Source organism: Cupriavidus sp. DB3, assembly GCF_020418465.1.
Taxonomy (GTDB): Bacteria; Pseudomonadota; Gammaproteobacteria; order Burkholderiales; family Burkholderiaceae; genus Cupriavidus; species Cupriavidus cauae.
This window is the reverse complement of sequence record NZ_JAIZPL010000004.1, coordinates 395560-410310: the sequence shown is the minus strand read 5'-3', so window position 1 is coordinate 410310 and position 14751 is coordinate 395560. Positions and strand designations below refer to the sequence as shown.

Here is a 14751-nt window from a genome sequence, read left to right as displayed (position 1 = left end):
TCGACTGAAAAATCGGCTGAGATATCGGCTGGAACCTGTGCATCGGCGCTCGCGGCGAGGCCGGATGTCAGGGGTGATTGTAAGCGCTTCGCGCGAGGCATCGGTGGCGCCGCCCACCATGGAGCGGCGCACCGTGCACGGCGCTTTCCTGTCTTTTACCTCGCCATCACATCGTTTCGGAGAACAGTTCGCGGCCGATCAGCATGCGGCGGATCTCCGAGGTGCCGGCGCCGATCTCGTACAGCTTGGCGTCGCGCCACAGGCGGCCGGTCGGATATTCGTTGATATAGCCGTTGCCGCCCAGGATCTGCACCGATTCGCCGGCCATCCAGGTCGCCTTCTCGGCCGTATAGAGAATCACCGCCGCGCAGTCCTTGCGTACCTGGCGCACGTGCTCGCTGCCGAGCGCGTCGAGGTTCTTGCCCACCGTATACAGATAGCTGCGCGCGGCCTGCAGCGTGGTGTACATGTCGGCGATCTTGCCCTGGATCAGCTGGAATTCGCCGATGCTCTGGCCGAACTGCTTGCGGTCGTGGATGTAGGGCGTGACCACGTCCATGCAGGCCTGCATGATGCCGACCGGGCCGCCGGACAGCACCGCGCGCTCGTAGTCCAGGCCGCTCATCAGCACCTTGGCCCCGCCGTTCTCGGCGCCGAGGATGTTCTCGGCCGGCACCTCGACGTCCTGGAACACCAGTTCGCCGGTATGCGAACCGCGCATGCCGAGCTTGTCCAGCTTCTGCGCCACCGAGAAGCCCTTCATGCCCTTTTCGACGATGAAGGCGGTCATGCCGCGCGCGCCAAGATCCGGCTCGGTCTTGGCGTAGACCACCAGCACGTCGCAGTCCGGACCGTTGGTGATCCACATCTTGGTGCCGTTCAGCACGTAGTGGTCGCCCTTGCGGTCGGCCCGCAGCTTCATGCTGACCACGTCCGAACCGGCATTGGGCTCGCTCATCGCCAGCGCGCCGATCCACTCGCCGGACACCAGCCTGGGCAGGTACTTCGCCTTCTGCGCCGGCGTGCCGTTGCGGTGGATCTGGTTGACGCACAGGTTCGAATGCGCGCCGTACGACAGGCCGACCGAGGCGGAGGCGCGGCTGATCTCCTCCATCGCGATCATGTGGGCCAGATAGCCCATGTTGGCGCCGCCGTACTCCTCGGCGACGGTGATGCCCAGCACGCCGAGGTCGCCCATCTTCTTCCAGCAGTCCATCGGAAACTGGTCGGTACGGTCGATCTCGGCCGCGCGCGGCGCCAGTTCGGCCTGGGCCCAGGACTGCACGGACTCGCGCAGCATCTCGATGTCTTCACCCAGGTCGAATTTCAGGCCTGGCAGGGTCGCGGTCATGGTTTGTCTCCTGTTGGAATCCGGATTCGATACGGAATGGGGGCCGGGTGCGGCCGGGGTGGCGCGGGTGGCAGGTACGGACGGGCTCAGACGTGGTCGAGCGTGCGCACCACGCACAGCGTCATCAGCATCGTCGCCACCGCCTTGCGGACGCCGCCGGTTTCGGTAAACACGTCGCCCTGGGCGACGATCAGCGTGCGGCCCGGCTTGAGCACGCGGCCCACGGCAATCAGCCGCTCACCCCGGGCGGGCGACAGCAGATTGATCTTGTACTCGGCGGTCAGGCCCGCCTCGCCTTCGCCGACCATCGACAGCGCGGCGTAGCCGCAGGCGCTGTCGGCCAGCGCGCCGACCACGCCGCCGTGGAAGAAGCCATGCTGCTGGGTGACGCCTTCGGACCATGGCATAGCCAGCTCGACCTCGCCGCGCTCGACGCGGACCAGCGAGGCGCCGAAGGTTCGCATCAGCCCCTGGCGCGAGAAGCTGGCGGCAATTTCCTCGGCGCGGCCCGGCGGCAGGTCGGCGGCGGTGCGGGCCGGGGCATCGGCCTTCATGTCGAGGGCGTCTGCGGCCTCGGCGGCCTCAGCGGCCCCTGCGGCGGCGTATGTCACAACATCCGTGGCGGAATTCGGCATGGCAGCTTCCTGTCGGCGCCGGCACCGCGCGCTGCGGTGGGCTGTCGGCTTATTTTATTTACGTTTACGTAAACGTCAATCAAATTTGTCGGGCGACGAGGGGCGAAGGTGGCATCGGCCACATTCAGGCGCCGGCCGCGCGCTCCCGCTCGGGCTCGGCCGCCGCCAGCAGGGCGCGGCATTGGCGCTCGTGCTGGTCGATCTCGGCCAGTTGCGCCTGCAGGTCTTCCATCTGCCGCTCCAGCGCCTGCCGGTGCTGCGCCAGCGAGGCCAGGAAGCGCTCCAGCTGGGGCACCGTGTCGCGCGGCGATTCGTACAGATCGAGGATCTCGCGGATCTCGTTCAACGTCAGGCCGAGCCGCTTGCCGCGCAACGTCAGCTTCAGGCGGGTGCGCTCGCGGCCGCTGTAGAGCCGCTGCCTTCCCCCGGCGCCGACGCGGTCCGGCGACAGCAGGCCCTGGTCCTCGTAGAAGCGGATCGCCCGGGGCGTGATGTCGAACTCGCGCGCCAGTTCGGTGATGGTGTAGGTGGTGCCCGCCGGCGGGTTGGCGGGCATCGCGGTAGAGGTGGCGGAGCTGGGCATGGGCGCCTGTAAAAGAGAACGAACGTTCGATACGCGTGGGCGTTTTCGCTTAAGATGGCAACAGGCCGTCCGAATTGACGTTTACGTTAGCGTCAAGCAGCGCGCCTGGCAACCGCCCCGACGCCGTTCCGCGCATTGCGTGCCTCATGGCGCCCGGAATCGCGTCCGGCATCCGGATCCACGACGAGAAAGCCCACCGCAGGGCTTCGCAACCGAGAGACTCCCCGATGAACGCACTCGAACACCAGCTCCAATACCCGTTCGGCGAGACCATGCCCGAGCCCGGCGCGCGCCAGCAGGTGGCCCCCGGCGTCTACTGGCTGCGCATGCCGCTGCCGTTCGCGCTTGACCATATCAATCTATGGCTGGTGCGCGACCGTGTGGACGGGCGCGACGGCTGGACCGTGATCGACTGCGGCATCACCAACGACACCATCAAGGCGCACTGGGAAACCGTGTTCGCCAACGAGCTGGAAGGCCTGCCGGTGCTGCGCGTGCTGGTCACCCATTGCCATCCCGACCACGTGGGCCTGGCGCACTGGCTGTGCCAGCGCTGGGACGCGCGGCTGTGGATGAGCCTGGGCGACTATATGAGCGCTCGGGTGATGGGGGGCGGCAACGGCGTCGGCTCGAACGCGGGCGGCGACTTCGCGGCGAGCCACTTTGCCCGCCATGGCCTGGCCGACCCCGACAGCCTGGAAAAGCTGCGCGCCCGCAAGAGCTACTACGCGACGCTGGTGCCCGATCTGCCGACGCAATACCGCCGCCTGATGGACGGCGATACGGTGACGATGGGCGCCGATCCGGCGGCCGCCAGCTGGCGCGTGATCACCGGCTTCGGCCACGCGCCGGAGCACGTCGCGCTCTACAACGCCGAGCTGAAGGTGCTGATCTCCGGCGACATGGTGCTGCCGCGGATCTCGACCAATGTCAGCGTGTTCGACATGGAACCGGAGGCGAACCCGCTGGCGCTGTATCTGCGCTCGCTGGACCGCTACCAGGACCTGCCCGAGGACACGCTGGTGCTGCCCTCGCACGGCCGGCCGTTCCGCAATCTGCAGACGCGCATCGGACAGCTGCGCGAGCACCATGTCGAGCGCCTGGCCGAGACCCGCGCCGCCTGCGCCGAAAAGCCGTGCAGCGCGCGCGATATCGTCGACGTGATCTTCCGCCGCCAGTTCGACATCCATCAGATGACCTTCGCGATGGGCGAGGCGCTGGCCCACCTGCACGTGCTGTGGCATGCCGGCGAACTGCGGCGCGCCACGGACGACGATGGCATCATCCGGTTCCGGGCCAACGGCTGAATTGCCGCCTGAATTGCCCCCTGAGTCGCCGCCTGAGTCGCGCCTGAATTCCCGCCTGAATTGGGCCTGACTCGCGCCGTGAATCGCGTCCTGAATCGCGCCGTGAATCGCGCCTGAATCGCCGCCCATGTCCGCCACCGACAGCCCCACCCACGGCGCCCCCGACAGCGCCTTCGCCCACACCCCGCCGCCGCCCTATTACGCGGTGATCTTCACGTCCACGCGCACCGGCGAGGACGTGGGCGGAGAAAACCACGAGGCCGACTACGGCGCGATGGCGCAGCGGATGGTGGAACTGGCCGCGACCATGCCGGGCTTTCTCGGCGTCGAGTCGGTGCGCGACGGCAGCACGCCGGGCGCGCCCGGCATCACGGTGTCGTACTGGCGTTCGCTGGAGGACATCGCCGCCTGGCAGGCGCATGCCGAGCACCGGGTCGCGCAGCGCCTGGGACGCGAGCGCTGGTATCAGGGCTTCCAGCTGCGCGTCTGCAAGGTCGAGCGGGCCTACGGCTTCGAGCGCTGACCTGCGCTGGCGTCAGGCCTGGCGCGCCAGCGTCTGCAGATACGCGATGCCGTCGATCGCGCGGCTGCCGTACCACGACACCATTTCCCCATCGACCAGCAGCACCGGCAGGCCGAGCTGGCGCTCGAGCGCGTCGGCGTGGTCCTCGGTAAAGCGATAGGGTTCGGTCGACAGCAGCACCAGGTCGAGCTCGCGCACCAGCGCCTCGCTCCAGCGAAAGCTCGGATAGCGCTGCCCCGGCGCATTGGGCCGCGCGCAATCGCCATCGACGCAGGCCTGCGGCGCGGCACCCGCATCGTCGGCATCCTGGGCATCGGGCCAGGTCTGCCAGCCGATCAGCGCCAGCATGCGGCTGATATAGGTGTCGCGCGACACCGTCATCCACGGGTCCTGCCAGATCGCGTACAGCACCCTGCGCGTCGGCCACGCGCTCGCCTCGAGGCGCGCCAGCGCCTGCTCCAGCCGCGTGCATAGCGTCTCGCCTTCGGCTTCGCGGTCGAAGATGCCGCCCAGCAGCCGGTACAGCTCCAGGTTGTCGCGCGGCGCGCACGGATGGGTCACGATCACGTTCGGCACGAAGCCGCGGATCTCGTCCACGGTCTCGCGCCGGTTCTCGTCGATGTTGACCACCACGTGGGTCGGCGCCAGCGCGCGCAGCTTGTCCAGCTGGACGTCCTTGGTGCCGCCGACCTTGGCGACCGCGCGCACCTGCGGTTCGGGATGGATGCAGAAGCCGGTGCGCGCCACCAGCCGGTCGCCGAGTCCCAGCGCAAACAGCAGTTCGGTAACCGACGGCACCAGCGAGGCGATGCGCGCATCGGCAGCGGCGCGCGGGTGCGGCTGGCCCAGCGCGTCCCGCCACATCACGCGCTCCCGCTGCCGTCGCCGGCCGGGTCCGCCGGGCCGTCCGGCCGTTGCGGCCGCTCCGGCTGGCGCGGCTTGCGTGGCGCGCGCGTGAACAGCGCGTCGTAGAGCCAGCGCGGCAGCACGTGCAGCACCGAGGCCACGACTCCCATTTGCCACGGCACCACGGCAAAGCGCCGGCCCGCGGCGATCGCCCGCACCGCCTTGCGCGCGAAGGCGTCGGCGTCCATCAGGAAGGGCATCGGATACGGATTGCGCGCGGTCATCGGCGTGCGGATATAGCCGGGCGCGATGGTGACCACGCGGATGCGGTGCGGCCGCTGCTCCAGCCGCAGGCTCTCCAGCAGCTTGATCACCGCCGACTTCGACGCGCTGTAGGCGCCCGCGCCCGGCAGTCCGCGCACGCCGGCGACGCTGGCGATGCCGACCAGCGTGCCGCGCCACTCGCGCGGCCCCACGTCCCGGGCCTGCATCGGCGCCAGGAAGGGCTGGAAGGTGGTCAGCACGCCGAACCAGTTGGTATCCATGACCGCGCGGAACGCCTCCAGATCCTCGCGTTCGCTCGCCACCGTGCCGACCGACACGCCGGCATTGGCGATCACGACATCGGGACAGCCGAAATGGTCGAGAAAGTCCTGCGCGGCGCCGAGCATCGCGTCGGCATCGCGCACGTCGGCCGCATAGACGCGGGCGGCATTGGGATTGGGCAGGGTGGCGACGAACGCGCGCAGTGCATCGTCGCGGCGGCCGACCAGGCCGAGAATCGCGCCCTGCCGCGCATATTCGCGCGCCAGGGCCTGGCCGATTCCGCTCGATGCGCCGGTGAGAAAGACTTTGACGGGTCGCATCGGGCGGCGGGGGAAGGAGAGAGGCGAAGCGGAGGGACGAAGCGGAAGGAAGCGCGCCGCTCAGCCGCGCGCCGGCCGTGCTTCGGCGGCGACGGCGGCGCGCGGTGTCATCACAGCTTCTTGTCGCGGACCTGGGTCACCAGGTAGTCCATCGTCTGCAGCGCGGCGCCCTTGCTGCCCGCGATGGACGGCGAGGTCACGTACTTGCCCTGGATCACGATGGTCGGCACGCCGTCGATCTTGTAGGCGTCGGCGATCTTGTTGGCCCGCGTGGTATTGGTCGACACCGAGAACGAGTTGTAGGCCTCCAGGAAGGCCTTGCGGTCGATGCCGTTCTTGGCCATCAGGTCGGCGATCTCGTTCGGGTCCAGCAGGCGCTTGCGCTCGGCGTGGATCGCGCTGAAGACCTTGTTGTGCATGGCGTCGAGCTTGCCCATCGATTCGAGCGCGTAGTAGATGCGCGTATGCGGCAGCAGGTCGTCGCGGAACGCCACCGGCACGCGCTTGAACACCACGTCCTTGCCCTGCTTCTTGACCCAGCCCTCCAGCTCGGGCTCGAAGTCGTAGCAATGCGGGCAGCCGTACCAGAAGAACTCGGTGATCTCGATCTTGCCTGCGGTGACGGGCTGGGCCGCCTTCAGGACCTGGTATTCCTTGCCTTCGGCCGGCGCGGCCTGGGCGGGCGATGCCATCATCAGTCCCGCGGCGGCGGCGAGCGTGGCGAACAAGGCGGCGATTTTCTTCATGGCGCGAGAGAAAAGTGAAACGGTCTGCGTATGACAGCGATGCGCCGCGCGGGTTCAGCCCGCCCCGGCGCCGCCGCCTCCTGGCTTACTGCTTGGTGAAGCGGATCACCGACGCCTCGAAACCGGCCGATTGCAGGCGGTCGCGCGCGCGGTTCATGTCTTCGATCTTGTTGTACGGGCCGAGCCGCACGCGATACAGCTTGACGCCGTTGACCTCGCGGTCGGTGACCTTGGCCTCGAAGCCCTGCATCGCCAGGTTGGCCTTCTGCCGGTTGGCGTCGTCCTGCGAGCGGAAGGCGCCGACCTGCAGCAGATAACCGACCTTGTTGGCATCGGCCTGGGCGATCTCGGCGATCGGGTCGGCGACCGGACGCTCGGCTGCCTTTTCCGCCGGCTTCTCGGCGGTCTTGGGCGCGGGCCTGGCGGCTTCCTCAGGCGCCGGCGCCGGCTTGGTCGCGGGAGCGGCCGGAGTGGTGGGCGCGGTGGGCTCCCGATGCGCCGGTTCCGCCGGCGGGCCGACCGGCTTGGGCGGGGTCTTGCTCCACAGCGGCTTGTTCGGGTCCGACGGCGGCTCCTGCACCGGCGACGGCAGGGTCCCGACCACGTTGCCGGGCTCGGCCGGCTTGGGCGTGCCCTTGCGCTGGAACGGCGTCGGCGCCTTGGTGATATACAGCGCCACCACCACCGCGATGGCCAGGCCGATGATCAGGCCGAGCACCAGGCCGAGAAACGTACCCCCGCGCTGCTGGGCGCGGCTGGCCTTGCGCGGGGCACGCTTGCGTTGCTGTTGCATGGAGTCCTCTTGGATATTGCCGGAAGATTATAGAGCCAGTGCCCGGCATGGCGACCGGGCAGCCGAGCCATCGCGGCCTGCAAACGGGTGGGACGTCGGCAGGCCGCGCAGCCGCCTCACATGCGCTGCGGGGCGGAGACGCCGATCACCGCGAGGCCGTTGCGCAGCACCTGGCGGGTCGCCGCCAGCAGCGCGAGCCGCGCCAGCTTGACCGGCTCGTCATCGACCAGCACGCGGTCGGCGTTGTAGAAGGCATGGAAGTCGCCCGCCAGATCGCGCAGGTAGAAGGCCACCGCGTGCGGCGCCAGCTCGTTCGCGGCCTGGGCCAGCATCTCGGGGAATTCGGCCAGCCGTTGCCCCAGCGCCAGCGCCTGCGGGCTCGCGGCGGCGCCGGTCACCGGCTCCAGGTCGGCGCCGGCCAGCTCGGCCAGGCGCTGCTGCCAGCCCTCGCCGCCCCACGACTCGAAGATCGAGCAGATGCGGGCATGCGCGTACTGGACGTAGTACACCGGGTTCTCGTCGTTCTGCTTGAGCGCCAGGTCGACGTCGAAGACGAACTCGGTGTCGGCCTTGCGCGACAGCAGGAAGAAGCGCACCGCGTCGCGGCCGCGCGTGAAATGCGCCGGCCAGTCGGCCACGCCCGCTTCCAGGCAGGCGCGGATGGTCTCGTCGCCGCCATTGCTCCATTCGATCAGGTCGCGCACCGTGACATACGAACCGGCGCGCTTGGAGATCTTGACCTCCTCGCCGTTCTTCATCACGGTGACCATCTTGTGCAGCACGTAGTCGGGATAACCGGCCGGGATGCCGATCTCCAGCCCCTGCAGGCCGGCGCGCACCCGCGCGATGGTGCCGTGGTGGTCGCTGCCCTGCACGTTGATGACCTTGTGGAAGCCGCGCTCCCACTTGGCGGTGTGATAGGCGACGTCGGGCACGAAGTAGGTGTAGCTGCCATCGCCCTTGCGCATCACCCGGTCCTTGTCGTCGCCGTCGTCGGTGGTGCGCAGCCACAGCGCGCCTTCGCTCTCGTAGGTCTTGCCCTTGGCGATCAGCGTCTGCACCGCTTCCTCGACCTTGCCGTCGGTGTACAGCGACGACTCGAGGTAATAGCGGTCGAACTTGACGCCGAACGCCTGCAGGTCGATGTCCTGCTCGTTGCGCAGGTAGGTGACGGCGAACTTGCGGATCGAATCGAGATCCTCGACGTCGCCCGAGGCGGTCACCGGCTCGCCGTCGGAAGCGCGCACGGTCTTGCGGGCGAGGAAGTCGGCGGCGATGTCGGCGATGTAGTCGCCGTTGTAGGCGGCCTCGGGCCAGCCGGCCTCGCCCGGTTTCAGCCCGCGCGCGCGCGCCTGCACCGAGATCGCCAGGTTCTGGATCTGCACGCCGGCGTCGTTGTAGTAGAACTCGCGGTGGACCGCGAAGCCCTGCCACGACAGCAGATTGGCGAGCGCGTCGCCCAGCGCGGCCTGGCGGCCGTGGCCCACGTGCAGCGGGCCGGTCGGATTGGCCGAGACGAACTCGACCAGCACCTGGCCGCGCGCGCCCTGCTGCTGGGCGCCATAGCCGTCGCCCTGCTCCAGCACCGCGCGCAGCGTCTCGGCCTTGGCCGCCGGCGTCAGCCGCAGGTTGATGAAGCCGGGACCGGCGATCTCCAGGCTCGCCACCAGCGAGGCGGTACGCGCATCGGCCTTCACGGCGTCGACGATCTGCTGCGCCAGCTCGCGCGGATTGCGCTTGAGCGTGCGGGCCACCTGCATCGCCAGATTGCAGGCGAGATCGCCGTGGGCGGCCACCTTGGGCCGTTCGAAGGCGACAGCGGGCAGCACGGCATCGGCCGGCGCCAGCGCGCGTACCGCATCGGTGAACGCGGCGGCAAGTTTGGAGGTCTGAACAGGCAGCATGAATGTCTGGGCCCGGGCGCCACGACCAGGACCGCGATGGCCTGGGCCATAGTGGCGGTGCCGTCACCGGCAGCGTGGCGATGCCGCAGCGCGGCACGGGCAATCGATTGCAGAACGCGGATTTTATCAGGTGCTATGCTGACATCATCCGCAGGAGCCAGTCGGCCGGCTCCCGGCGCGCCGGAGCAGGACGGCTACCATCCCAACAAGGCTGACAAGGAACCACCATGCTGATCACCTTCAAGTCCCACGCGTCGCAAGACCTGATCATGATGAACGATCTCGCCGTCACGTTGCTTGGCATCATCGGCAAGCACGTCGGCGAACGCGGGGTGATCACCAAGGAAGAACTCCCCCGCGCGATCCACCGGCTCGAGGCCGCCGTGATGCAGGCCAAACAGTCGCCGGCGCAGAGCCAGTTGCCCGAGGAGCAGCGCGGCAAGGGCAGCGACTACGACGATGACGAAGAGGAGCCGCTGCACCTCGGACAGCGCGCCTATCCCTTCCTCGACATGCTGCGAGCCTCGCAGCGCGAGGGCTGCGACGTGTTGTGGGGCGTGTAGGCGTCTGAGGAAGTCCCGCCTCCCCCCAAAAAAAACAGCCCGGCCGCTGGGGGCGGACCGGGCACCGGACCAGGGGGGATCCGAAGGGGGGTACTGCGATATTGCGGCGTCGGGGGAGGCACCGCAATTCCTTGTCCGGCGCTGCCGATGGCTTCATCGGCAGCGCCGGCGACATTCTTGATGGCGGCATGCGCGGCCGCCGTGGTCGGCCGGGACCGTTACTCCTTGCTCAGCATGTCGGCCAGTTCGTCCGCGTGCTCCTCCTCGACCGCCAGGATCTCTTCCAGGATGCGCCGCGTGGTCGGGTCGCGCTCGCCCATGTACTGGATCATCTCGCGATAGCTCTCGATCGCGATCCGTTCGGCGATCAGGTTCTCGCGGATCATGTCCGTCAGCCCGTTGGGCGCGACATATTCCGAATGGCTGCGCGCCGACAGGCCGTCGGGCGAGAAATCCGGCTCGCCGCCCAGCTGCACGATGCGCGCGGCGATGCGGTCGGCGTGGGCCTGCTCTTCATCGGCATGGACCTTGAACTCGGCCGCGATCGGCTCGGCGTGGATGCCCTTGGCCATGAAGTGGTGGCGCCGGTAGCGCAGCACGCAGACCAGCTCGGTTGCCAGCGCTTCGTTCAGCAGCTTGAGCACAGTGGCGCGGTCCGCGTCGTAGTTCTCGGTGACCGCGCCGTCCTCGATATGTTTGCGGGCACGTGCGCGGATGGTGGCGACATCCGACAGAAAGCCCTGGGTCGGCCCCTTGCCGGCGGAGGAGGCATCGGTGCGGGAAGAGGCGGCGCCCGTGGTCTGGGTGTCCATGTATGCGGTTCTCCTGTCAGGTTGCTTTGTGGGGTTCGCGGCCGGAGGTGCGTTGCCTCCGTTGCCGTCGCTCGTTGCCGTCGCTCGTTCGCTCAGTTGCCGTCGTAGTTGCCGTCCTCGCTGCGGCGGCGGCTGCTGCCACCCACCAGCAGCAGCGCGGCGATCGCGCCGACCGCCGCGGCGATCGCGATGGCGCGGAACGGCGACTCGGCGACGCTGTGCTGCACGCCGACGACCGCCTGGTCGACACGCTCGCGCGCACGGCTGGCGCTCTGCACCGTGGCCTCGCGGGCCTGATCGGCCAGCATGCGCGCCCGCGTCTGCAGCCGGCGGCTGGCCTGCGCGGCCTCGGACGAACCTTCGCGCGCCAGCACCTCGATCGTGTGTTCGAGGGCCGAGATCAGTCCCCTCACCTCGTCCACCACCGGCGAGGCGGCCTCGCGCGCGGCGCCGCTGGTATCGCGGGCGGCGTGGCGCAACTGGCGAACCGTGTCGCTGGCGCAATCGGCAAGATGGCGGACTTCCTTCTTCACCTTCGGATTGTGGGTCAGCATGGGACTCTCCTTAAGACGCGCGTCGGCCAACGCGCGACGCTAAGCGCCGCGCTTGGCCGACGCAATGCAGGCAACCTGGCGCAGGGCCTGGCGACGATCAGCGGGCCGTCAACGAGCCCTTGTCGGACCATCGACGGCCCTTCATCGGCCTTTCATCGGCCGATCATCGGCCCTTGCGGACCAGGCTCATGACGAAGGTCACCAGCGCCACTACCAGGAAGATGAAGAACAGGATCTTCGCGATTTCGACCGCGCCGGCAGCGATGCCGCCAAAGCCGAACACGGCGGCGACCAGGGCGATGATGAAAAAGACCAGTGCGTAGTAAAGCATGGTGAAACTCCCCTAGTTGGATCGAACTGCCTTAACACAACAGCGCGCGTGAGCGCGAGCGGTGATCGTCGGGTGGGCCGTCATTTGACCGACTTGAAGATCGTTACCCCAAGCACCAGGAACAGCACGAACAGAATCAGGAACAGGAAGAACAGCACCTTGGCGATGCCCGCCGCGCCCGCCGCGATGCCGGTGAAACCGAGCAGCCCCGCGACGATGGAAATCACGGCAAAGATCAGCGCCCACTTCAGCATGGTGTTTCTCCTGTTCTCGCGGCTCGGTGCTTCGGTGCGCCAGGCCATGCAAGCATGGTAGGAATCGCCACTTCGGCGAGGCACCGACCTTGCACCGATTCCCCTGTCAGCGGTTTCCTACAGGTCCCGCGCGGCGCCAGGTCTCGTGCGGCGCACCGCTTCGCCACGCCTCCGGATGTCCCGGGGGATCGGTTGACCGGGCGCAATCGTTGTGATTCCATCGGCGCAGTCACCGCGCGCGACCGCGAGCGCGCAATCCAGGAAATTCCATCATGTTGAAGCTATCGTCGTTGCGGTCCACCGTGCTGCTCGCGGGTGGCATCCTGCTCACGGTGGTCGTGCTGATCGCCTCGGAGGCCGGCAATATCCGGCTGCGCCAGGGCTACTCGCAGGTCATCCGCTCGCAGAACGTGCAGAGCGACATCAGCGCGCTGCTGGCCGAGCTGGTCAACGCCGAGGCGGGCCAGCGCGGCTACCTGCTGACCGGCAAGGAAAGCTATCTCGAGCCGTACCATCGCGCCATTCCGCGCATCAACACGCTGATGAACGACATCCGCAACCGCTTCGCCGACGACCCCGAGGCGTTGAAGCAGTTCGGCGAGGCGTCGCTGCTGATCAGCCGCAAGCTGACCGAAATGGAGCTGACGCTGATCTACGGCAAGCGCGATGTCGAGGTGGCGCTGGACCTGATCCGCACGGACTTCGGCAAGCAGACCATGGAGAAGGCGCGGCTCGGCCTGGAGACGCTGCGCGCGCGCTCGGCCGCGTCGGTATCGCGCAATCTCGAGAACGCGGACCGCGACATCAACCTGTCGCGCTATGGCATCGGCCTGCTGACCGCGATCAACATCGTGCTGCTGGTCATCGTCGGCTTCCAGCATTCGCGGCGCCTGGCGGTCTCCGAGGCCGCGCGCAGCGAGCTCGAGGAGGAAAGCGCGCGGCTGGACCGCATGGTGCGGGCGCGCACGCGCCAGCTGTCGGCGCTGGCCTCCCACCTGCAGCGCGTCACCGAGGACGAGAAGACCCGGCTGGCGCGCGAGCTGCACGACGAGCTGGGCGCGATCCTGACGGCGACCAAGCTCGACATGCACTGGATCCGCCGGCGCCTGCAGAACGACTATCCCGAGATCCAGGAAAAGATCACGCGGGTGATGCTGCATGTGGACCAGGGCATCCAGATCAAGCGCCGCCTGATCGAGGACCTGCGCCCGACCGTGCTGCTGAACCTCGGCCTGAAGGAGGCGATCGCCCAGCTGGTCGAGGAAGTGGCCACGCGCAATCACTGGGAGACCGAGGTCGAGCTGGACCCGTCCGTGCCGCCACTGCGCGACGCCGCGGCCATCGCGCTGTACCGCATCGTGCAGGAGTCGCTGACCAATGCGACCAAGTACGCCGAGGCGAGCCGCGTGTCGGTCGCGCTCACGCGTACCGACGACCATCTGCTGCTGAAGGTCAGCGACAACGGGCGCGGCCTGCCGGCCGATATCGAAACGCGCCGCACCTCCGGCCACCATGGGCTGCTGGGCATGGAGCAGCGCGTGATCGCGCTGGGCGGCACGCTGCAGATCGATTCGACGCCGGGCGCCGGCGTCACGGTCCGCGTCGAGGTGCCGCTGACCGATGCCGTGGTGGCGCCGCCGCCGTCGCTGGACGAGGCCGACGAGCCGCTGCCGCATGAGCTGCCGATCGCTGGCCCCGGGCAGACGGGATCTGCGCAGACCGGACCTGCGCAGACGGGGCCCGGGCTGACGGCGTCGACGCGGACAGAGCCGACGCAGACCGAGCCCACGCAGACGGAGCCGGCGCGGCCGGAGCCGACACCGGCGCGGCCGGCCGCGGGCGCGGACACGGGCACCGAGCCTTCGCCGGCCACCGGCCCCGCGGGGACATCCCAGCACGGGCAAGGGGCATAAAAAAAGGAGCCTGCGAAGGCTCCTTTTTTCTGCTGGCTGCGTCGCGGCGCATTACATCTTGCGTTTGGTTTCCTCCGCCGCTCCCTGCACCTTCTCGCCGCCCCTTTCGACGTCCTTGCCGGCGCCGGCGATGGTGTTGCAACCCGTAATCAGCGTGACACCGGCAAGAGCGAACAGCGCGATCAGCTTTTTCATGACGATCTCCTTTGCTTAGCGAGGGGGTGCGGCGCGTTGCCGCGACGGGAAAAACAGTTGCTGCCCAAGGATCGGTCGATGGAGCTCAGCACGAGTCGTCGTCGCTGGCCGCCAGCCACAAGCCGTTCGTTTCGAACTCAGGACGGTGCCTGGGCGTATTCCTCGATCACGCGGAATACCTGTTCAAGCTCGAGCGACTTGTCGAAAAAATAGTCGGCTCCCGCCTCGGCGCACTGACGCCGGTAGGTGGGCACCTGCGCATGATTGGTGTAGACGATCCGGATGCCCGGCGCCTGCGCCTTCTGGATCGCCCGCAGCACGTTGATACCGTTGCCCTGACGCAATTGCAGGTCGACGATGACGACCTCATACCTGCCGCTTTCGAACAGGCGGATGGCGGTGCTTTCGGTATCCGCCCAATCGACGGTCTCGACGAAGGAGAATGCGTTCAAGTACTCCAGCAACATGCTCCGCAGGACCGCCGAGTCCTCGATCAGTAAGACCCGCAGCGTACGGTAGGGAGTTGCCGCGGCTTGATCCAACATGGTTCGATGGTAGCAATGGGGCCAGGGGCC

The 14751-nt window shown here is 68.2% G+C and carries 18 protein-coding genes; 4 read left to right on the top strand and 14 right to left on the bottom strand.

Translation table 11 applies throughout. From position 1 onward, the window contains the following. Nucleotides 1–166 precede the first annotated feature (166 nt). The 3 genes from K7G19_RS15335 to K7G19_RS15325 all read right to left on the bottom strand — a co-directional run bounded on the left by K7G19_RS15335 (nt 167) and on the right by K7G19_RS15325 (nt 2542). Nucleotides 167–1351, bottom strand: coding sequence for an isovaleryl-CoA dehydrogenase (locus tag K7G19_RS15335; RefSeq protein ID WP_149317298.1), 1185 nt, complete (start codon nt 1349–1351; stop codon nt 167–169). An 86-nt stretch (nt 1352–1437) separates the two neighbouring features. Then, nucleotides 1438–1905 (bottom strand): PaaI family thioesterase, encoded by a 468-nt coding sequence (locus tag K7G19_RS15330; protein WP_149317299.1) that lies wholly within the window; start codon nt 1903–1905, stop codon nt 1438–1440. Nucleotides 1906–2110: 205 nt separating this feature from the next. Beyond that, the gene (locus K7G19_RS15325; protein WP_149317600.1) at nt 2111–2542 is read right to left on the bottom strand and encodes a MerR family DNA-binding transcriptional regulator; all 432 of its coding nucleotides are present in this window, start codon (nt 2540–2542) and stop codon (nt 2111–2113) included. Between the two features lie 254 nt (nt 2543–2796). Between K7G19_RS15325 and K7G19_RS15320 the strand changes: the two genes are divergently transcribed. Both K7G19_RS15320 and K7G19_RS15315 read left to right on the top strand, forming a co-directional pair. After that, a complete protein-coding gene (locus K7G19_RS15320) occupies nt 2797–3876 on the top strand; it encodes an MBL fold metallo-hydrolase (protein WP_150082722.1) in 1080 nt (359 codons plus the stop codon). A gap of 127 nt (nt 3877–4003) precedes the next feature. Next, nucleotides 4004–4399 (top strand): antibiotic biosynthesis monooxygenase, encoded by a 396-nt coding sequence (locus K7G19_RS15315; RefSeq protein ID WP_149317302.1) that lies wholly within the window; start codon nt 4004–4006, stop codon nt 4397–4399. A gap of 12 nt (nt 4400–4411) precedes the next feature. On the opposite strand, the gene K7G19_RS15310 is transcribed toward K7G19_RS15315, so the two are convergent. The 5 genes from K7G19_RS15310 to argS form a co-directional block, all read right to left on the bottom strand. After that, on the bottom strand, nt 4412–5263 hold the full coding sequence (locus tag K7G19_RS15310; protein WP_226107975.1) for a helical backbone metal receptor: 852 nt from the start codon (nt 5261–5263) through the stop codon (nt 4412–4414). Further along, nucleotides 5263–6111, bottom strand: a complete 849-nt coding sequence (locus K7G19_RS15305) for an SDR family oxidoreductase (protein ID WP_149317304.1) — start codon at nt 6109–6111, stop codon at nt 5263–5265. The genes K7G19_RS15310 and K7G19_RS15305 overlap by 1 nt, the downstream gene beginning before the upstream one ends. Nucleotides 6112–6221: 110 nt before the next feature. Then, nucleotides 6222–6857 carry a thiol:disulfide interchange protein DsbA/DsbL gene (locus tag K7G19_RS15300; RefSeq protein ID WP_149317305.1) on the bottom strand — a complete coding sequence of 212 codons (636 nt, stop codon included), beginning with the start codon at nt 6855–6857 and terminating at the stop codon, nt 6222–6224. 85 nt (nt 6858–6942) lie between these two features. Beyond that, nucleotides 6943–7650, bottom strand: a complete 708-nt coding sequence (locus K7G19_RS15295) for an SPOR domain-containing protein (RefSeq protein ID WP_226107972.1) — start codon at nt 7648–7650, stop codon at nt 6943–6945. A gap of 116 nt (nt 7651–7766) precedes the next feature. Continuing rightward, nucleotides 7767–9554: an arginine--tRNA ligase gene (gene argS / locus K7G19_RS15290; RefSeq protein ID WP_226107970.1), complete on the bottom strand. Its 1788-nt coding sequence runs from the start codon at nt 9552–9554 to the stop codon at nt 7767–7769. 227 nt (nt 9555–9781) lie between these two features. Here argS and K7G19_RS15285 point away from each other — a divergent pair, with 227 nt between their 5' ends. Then, nucleotides 9782–10117: a DUF1840 domain-containing protein gene (locus K7G19_RS15285; protein ID WP_149317308.1), complete on the top strand. Its 336-nt coding sequence runs from the start codon at nt 9782–9784 to the stop codon at nt 10115–10117. Between the two features lie 218 nt (nt 10118–10335). Here K7G19_RS15285 and K7G19_RS15280 read toward each other — a convergent pair whose 3' ends face one another. The 4 genes from K7G19_RS15280 to K7G19_RS15265 form a co-directional block, all read right to left on the bottom strand. Then, nucleotides 10336–10929 carry a bacterioferritin gene (locus K7G19_RS15280; protein WP_006579440.1) on the bottom strand — a complete coding sequence of 198 codons (594 nt, stop codon included), beginning with the start codon at nt 10927–10929 and terminating at the stop codon, nt 10336–10338. A 92-nt stretch (nt 10930–11021) separates the two neighbouring features. Next, the gene (locus K7G19_RS15275) at nt 11022–11483 is read right to left on the bottom strand and encodes a DUF883 family protein (protein ID WP_149317309.1); all 462 of its coding nucleotides are present in this window, start codon (nt 11481–11483) and stop codon (nt 11022–11024) included. A gap of 163 nt (nt 11484–11646) precedes the next feature. Further along, entirely contained in the window at nt 11647–11814 is a 168-nt protein-coding gene (locus K7G19_RS15270) for a DUF1328 domain-containing protein (RefSeq protein WP_006579618.1), read from the bottom strand. A gap of 80 nt (nt 11815–11894) precedes the next feature. After that, complete coding sequence (locus tag K7G19_RS15265) at nt 11895–12068, bottom strand: DUF1328 family protein (RefSeq protein WP_006579617.1); 174 nt, start codon at nt 12066–12068, stop codon at nt 11895–11897. 272 nt (nt 12069–12340) lie between these two features. On the opposite strand from K7G19_RS15265, the gene K7G19_RS15260 reads away from it, so the two are divergent. Next, nucleotides 12341–13981, top strand: a complete 1641-nt coding sequence (locus K7G19_RS15260) for a CHASE3 domain-containing protein (RefSeq protein ID WP_150082718.1) — start codon at nt 12341–12343, stop codon at nt 13979–13981. Nucleotides 13982–14032: 51 nt separating this feature from the next. On the opposite strand, the gene K7G19_RS15255 is transcribed toward K7G19_RS15260, so the two are convergent. After that, nucleotides 14033–14176 carry an entericidin A/B family lipoprotein gene (locus K7G19_RS15255; RefSeq protein ID WP_149317310.1) on the bottom strand — a complete coding sequence of 48 codons (144 nt, stop codon included), beginning with the start codon at nt 14174–14176 and terminating at the stop codon, nt 14033–14035. Nucleotides 14177–14313: 137 nt separating this feature from the next. Further along, entirely contained in the window at nt 14314–14721 is a 408-nt protein-coding gene (locus K7G19_RS15250; RefSeq protein ID WP_023263511.1) for a response regulator, read from the bottom strand. Nucleotides 14722–14751 lie beyond the last annotated feature (30 nt).

What these genes read in the sequence shown, in the direction of transcription:
- K7G19_RS15310 (WP_226107975.1), bottom strand. Translation starts at nt 5,263, where the DNA reads ATGTGGCGGGACGCGCTGGGCCAGCCGCACCCGCGCGCCGCTGCCGAT.
- K7G19_RS15335 (WP_149317298.1), bottom strand. Translation starts at nt 1,351, where the DNA reads ATGACCGCGACCCTGCCAGGCCTGAAATTCGACCTGGGTGAAGACATC.
- K7G19_RS15295 (WP_226107972.1), bottom strand. Translation starts at nt 7,650, where the DNA reads ATGCAACAGCAACGCAAGCGTGCCCCGCGCAAGGCCAGCCGCGCCCAG.
- K7G19_RS15255 (WP_149317310.1), bottom strand. Translation starts at nt 14,176, where the DNA reads ATGAAAAAGCTGATCGCGCTGTTCGCTCTTGCCGGTGTCACGCTGATT.
- K7G19_RS15260 (WP_150082718.1), top strand. Translation starts at nt 12,341, where the DNA reads ATGTTGAAGCTATCGTCGTTGCGGTCCACCGTGCTGCTCGCGGGTGGC.
- K7G19_RS15300 (WP_149317305.1), bottom strand. Translation starts at nt 6,857, where the DNA reads ATGAAGAAAATCGCCGCCTTGTTCGCCACGCTCGCCGCCGCCGCGGGA.
- K7G19_RS15315 (WP_149317302.1), top strand. Translation starts at nt 4,004, where the DNA reads ATGTCCGCCACCGACAGCCCCACCCACGGCGCCCCCGACAGCGCCTTC.
- K7G19_RS15320 (WP_150082722.1), top strand. Translation starts at nt 2,797, where the DNA reads ATGAACGCACTCGAACACCAGCTCCAATACCCGTTCGGCGAGACCATG.
- K7G19_RS15280 (WP_006579440.1), bottom strand. Translation starts at nt 10,929, where the DNA reads ATGGACACCCAGACCACGGGCGCCGCCTCTTCCCGCACCGATGCCTCC.
- K7G19_RS15330 (WP_149317299.1), bottom strand. Translation starts at nt 1,905, where the DNA reads ATGAAGGCCGATGCCCCGGCCCGCACCGCCGCCGACCTGCCGCCGGGC.
- argS (WP_226107970.1), bottom strand. Translation starts at nt 9,554, where the DNA reads ATGCTGCCTGTTCAGACCTCCAAACTTGCCGCCGCGTTCACCGATGCG.
- K7G19_RS15265 (WP_006579617.1), bottom strand. Translation starts at nt 12,068, where the DNA reads ATGCTGAAGTGGGCGCTGATCTTTGCCGTGATTTCCATCGTCGCGGGG.
- K7G19_RS15305 (WP_149317304.1), bottom strand. Translation starts at nt 6,111, where the DNA reads ATGCGACCCGTCAAAGTCTTTCTCACCGGCGCATCGAGCGGAATCGGC.
- K7G19_RS15270 (WP_006579618.1), bottom strand. Translation starts at nt 11,814, where the DNA reads ATGCTTTACTACGCACTGGTCTTTTTCATCATCGCCCTGGTCGCCGCC.
- K7G19_RS15325 (WP_149317600.1), bottom strand. Translation starts at nt 2,542, where the DNA reads ATGCCCGCCAACCCGCCGGCGGGCACCACCTACACCATCACCGAACTG.
- K7G19_RS15275 (WP_149317309.1), bottom strand. Translation starts at nt 11,483, where the DNA reads ATGCTGACCCACAATCCGAAGGTGAAGAAGGAAGTCCGCCATCTTGCC.
- K7G19_RS15285 (WP_149317308.1), top strand. Translation starts at nt 9,782, where the DNA reads ATGCTGATCACCTTCAAGTCCCACGCGTCGCAAGACCTGATCATGATG.
- K7G19_RS15250 (WP_023263511.1), bottom strand. Translation starts at nt 14,721, where the DNA reads ATGTTGGATCAAGCCGCGGCAACTCCCTACCGTACGCTGCGGGTCTTA.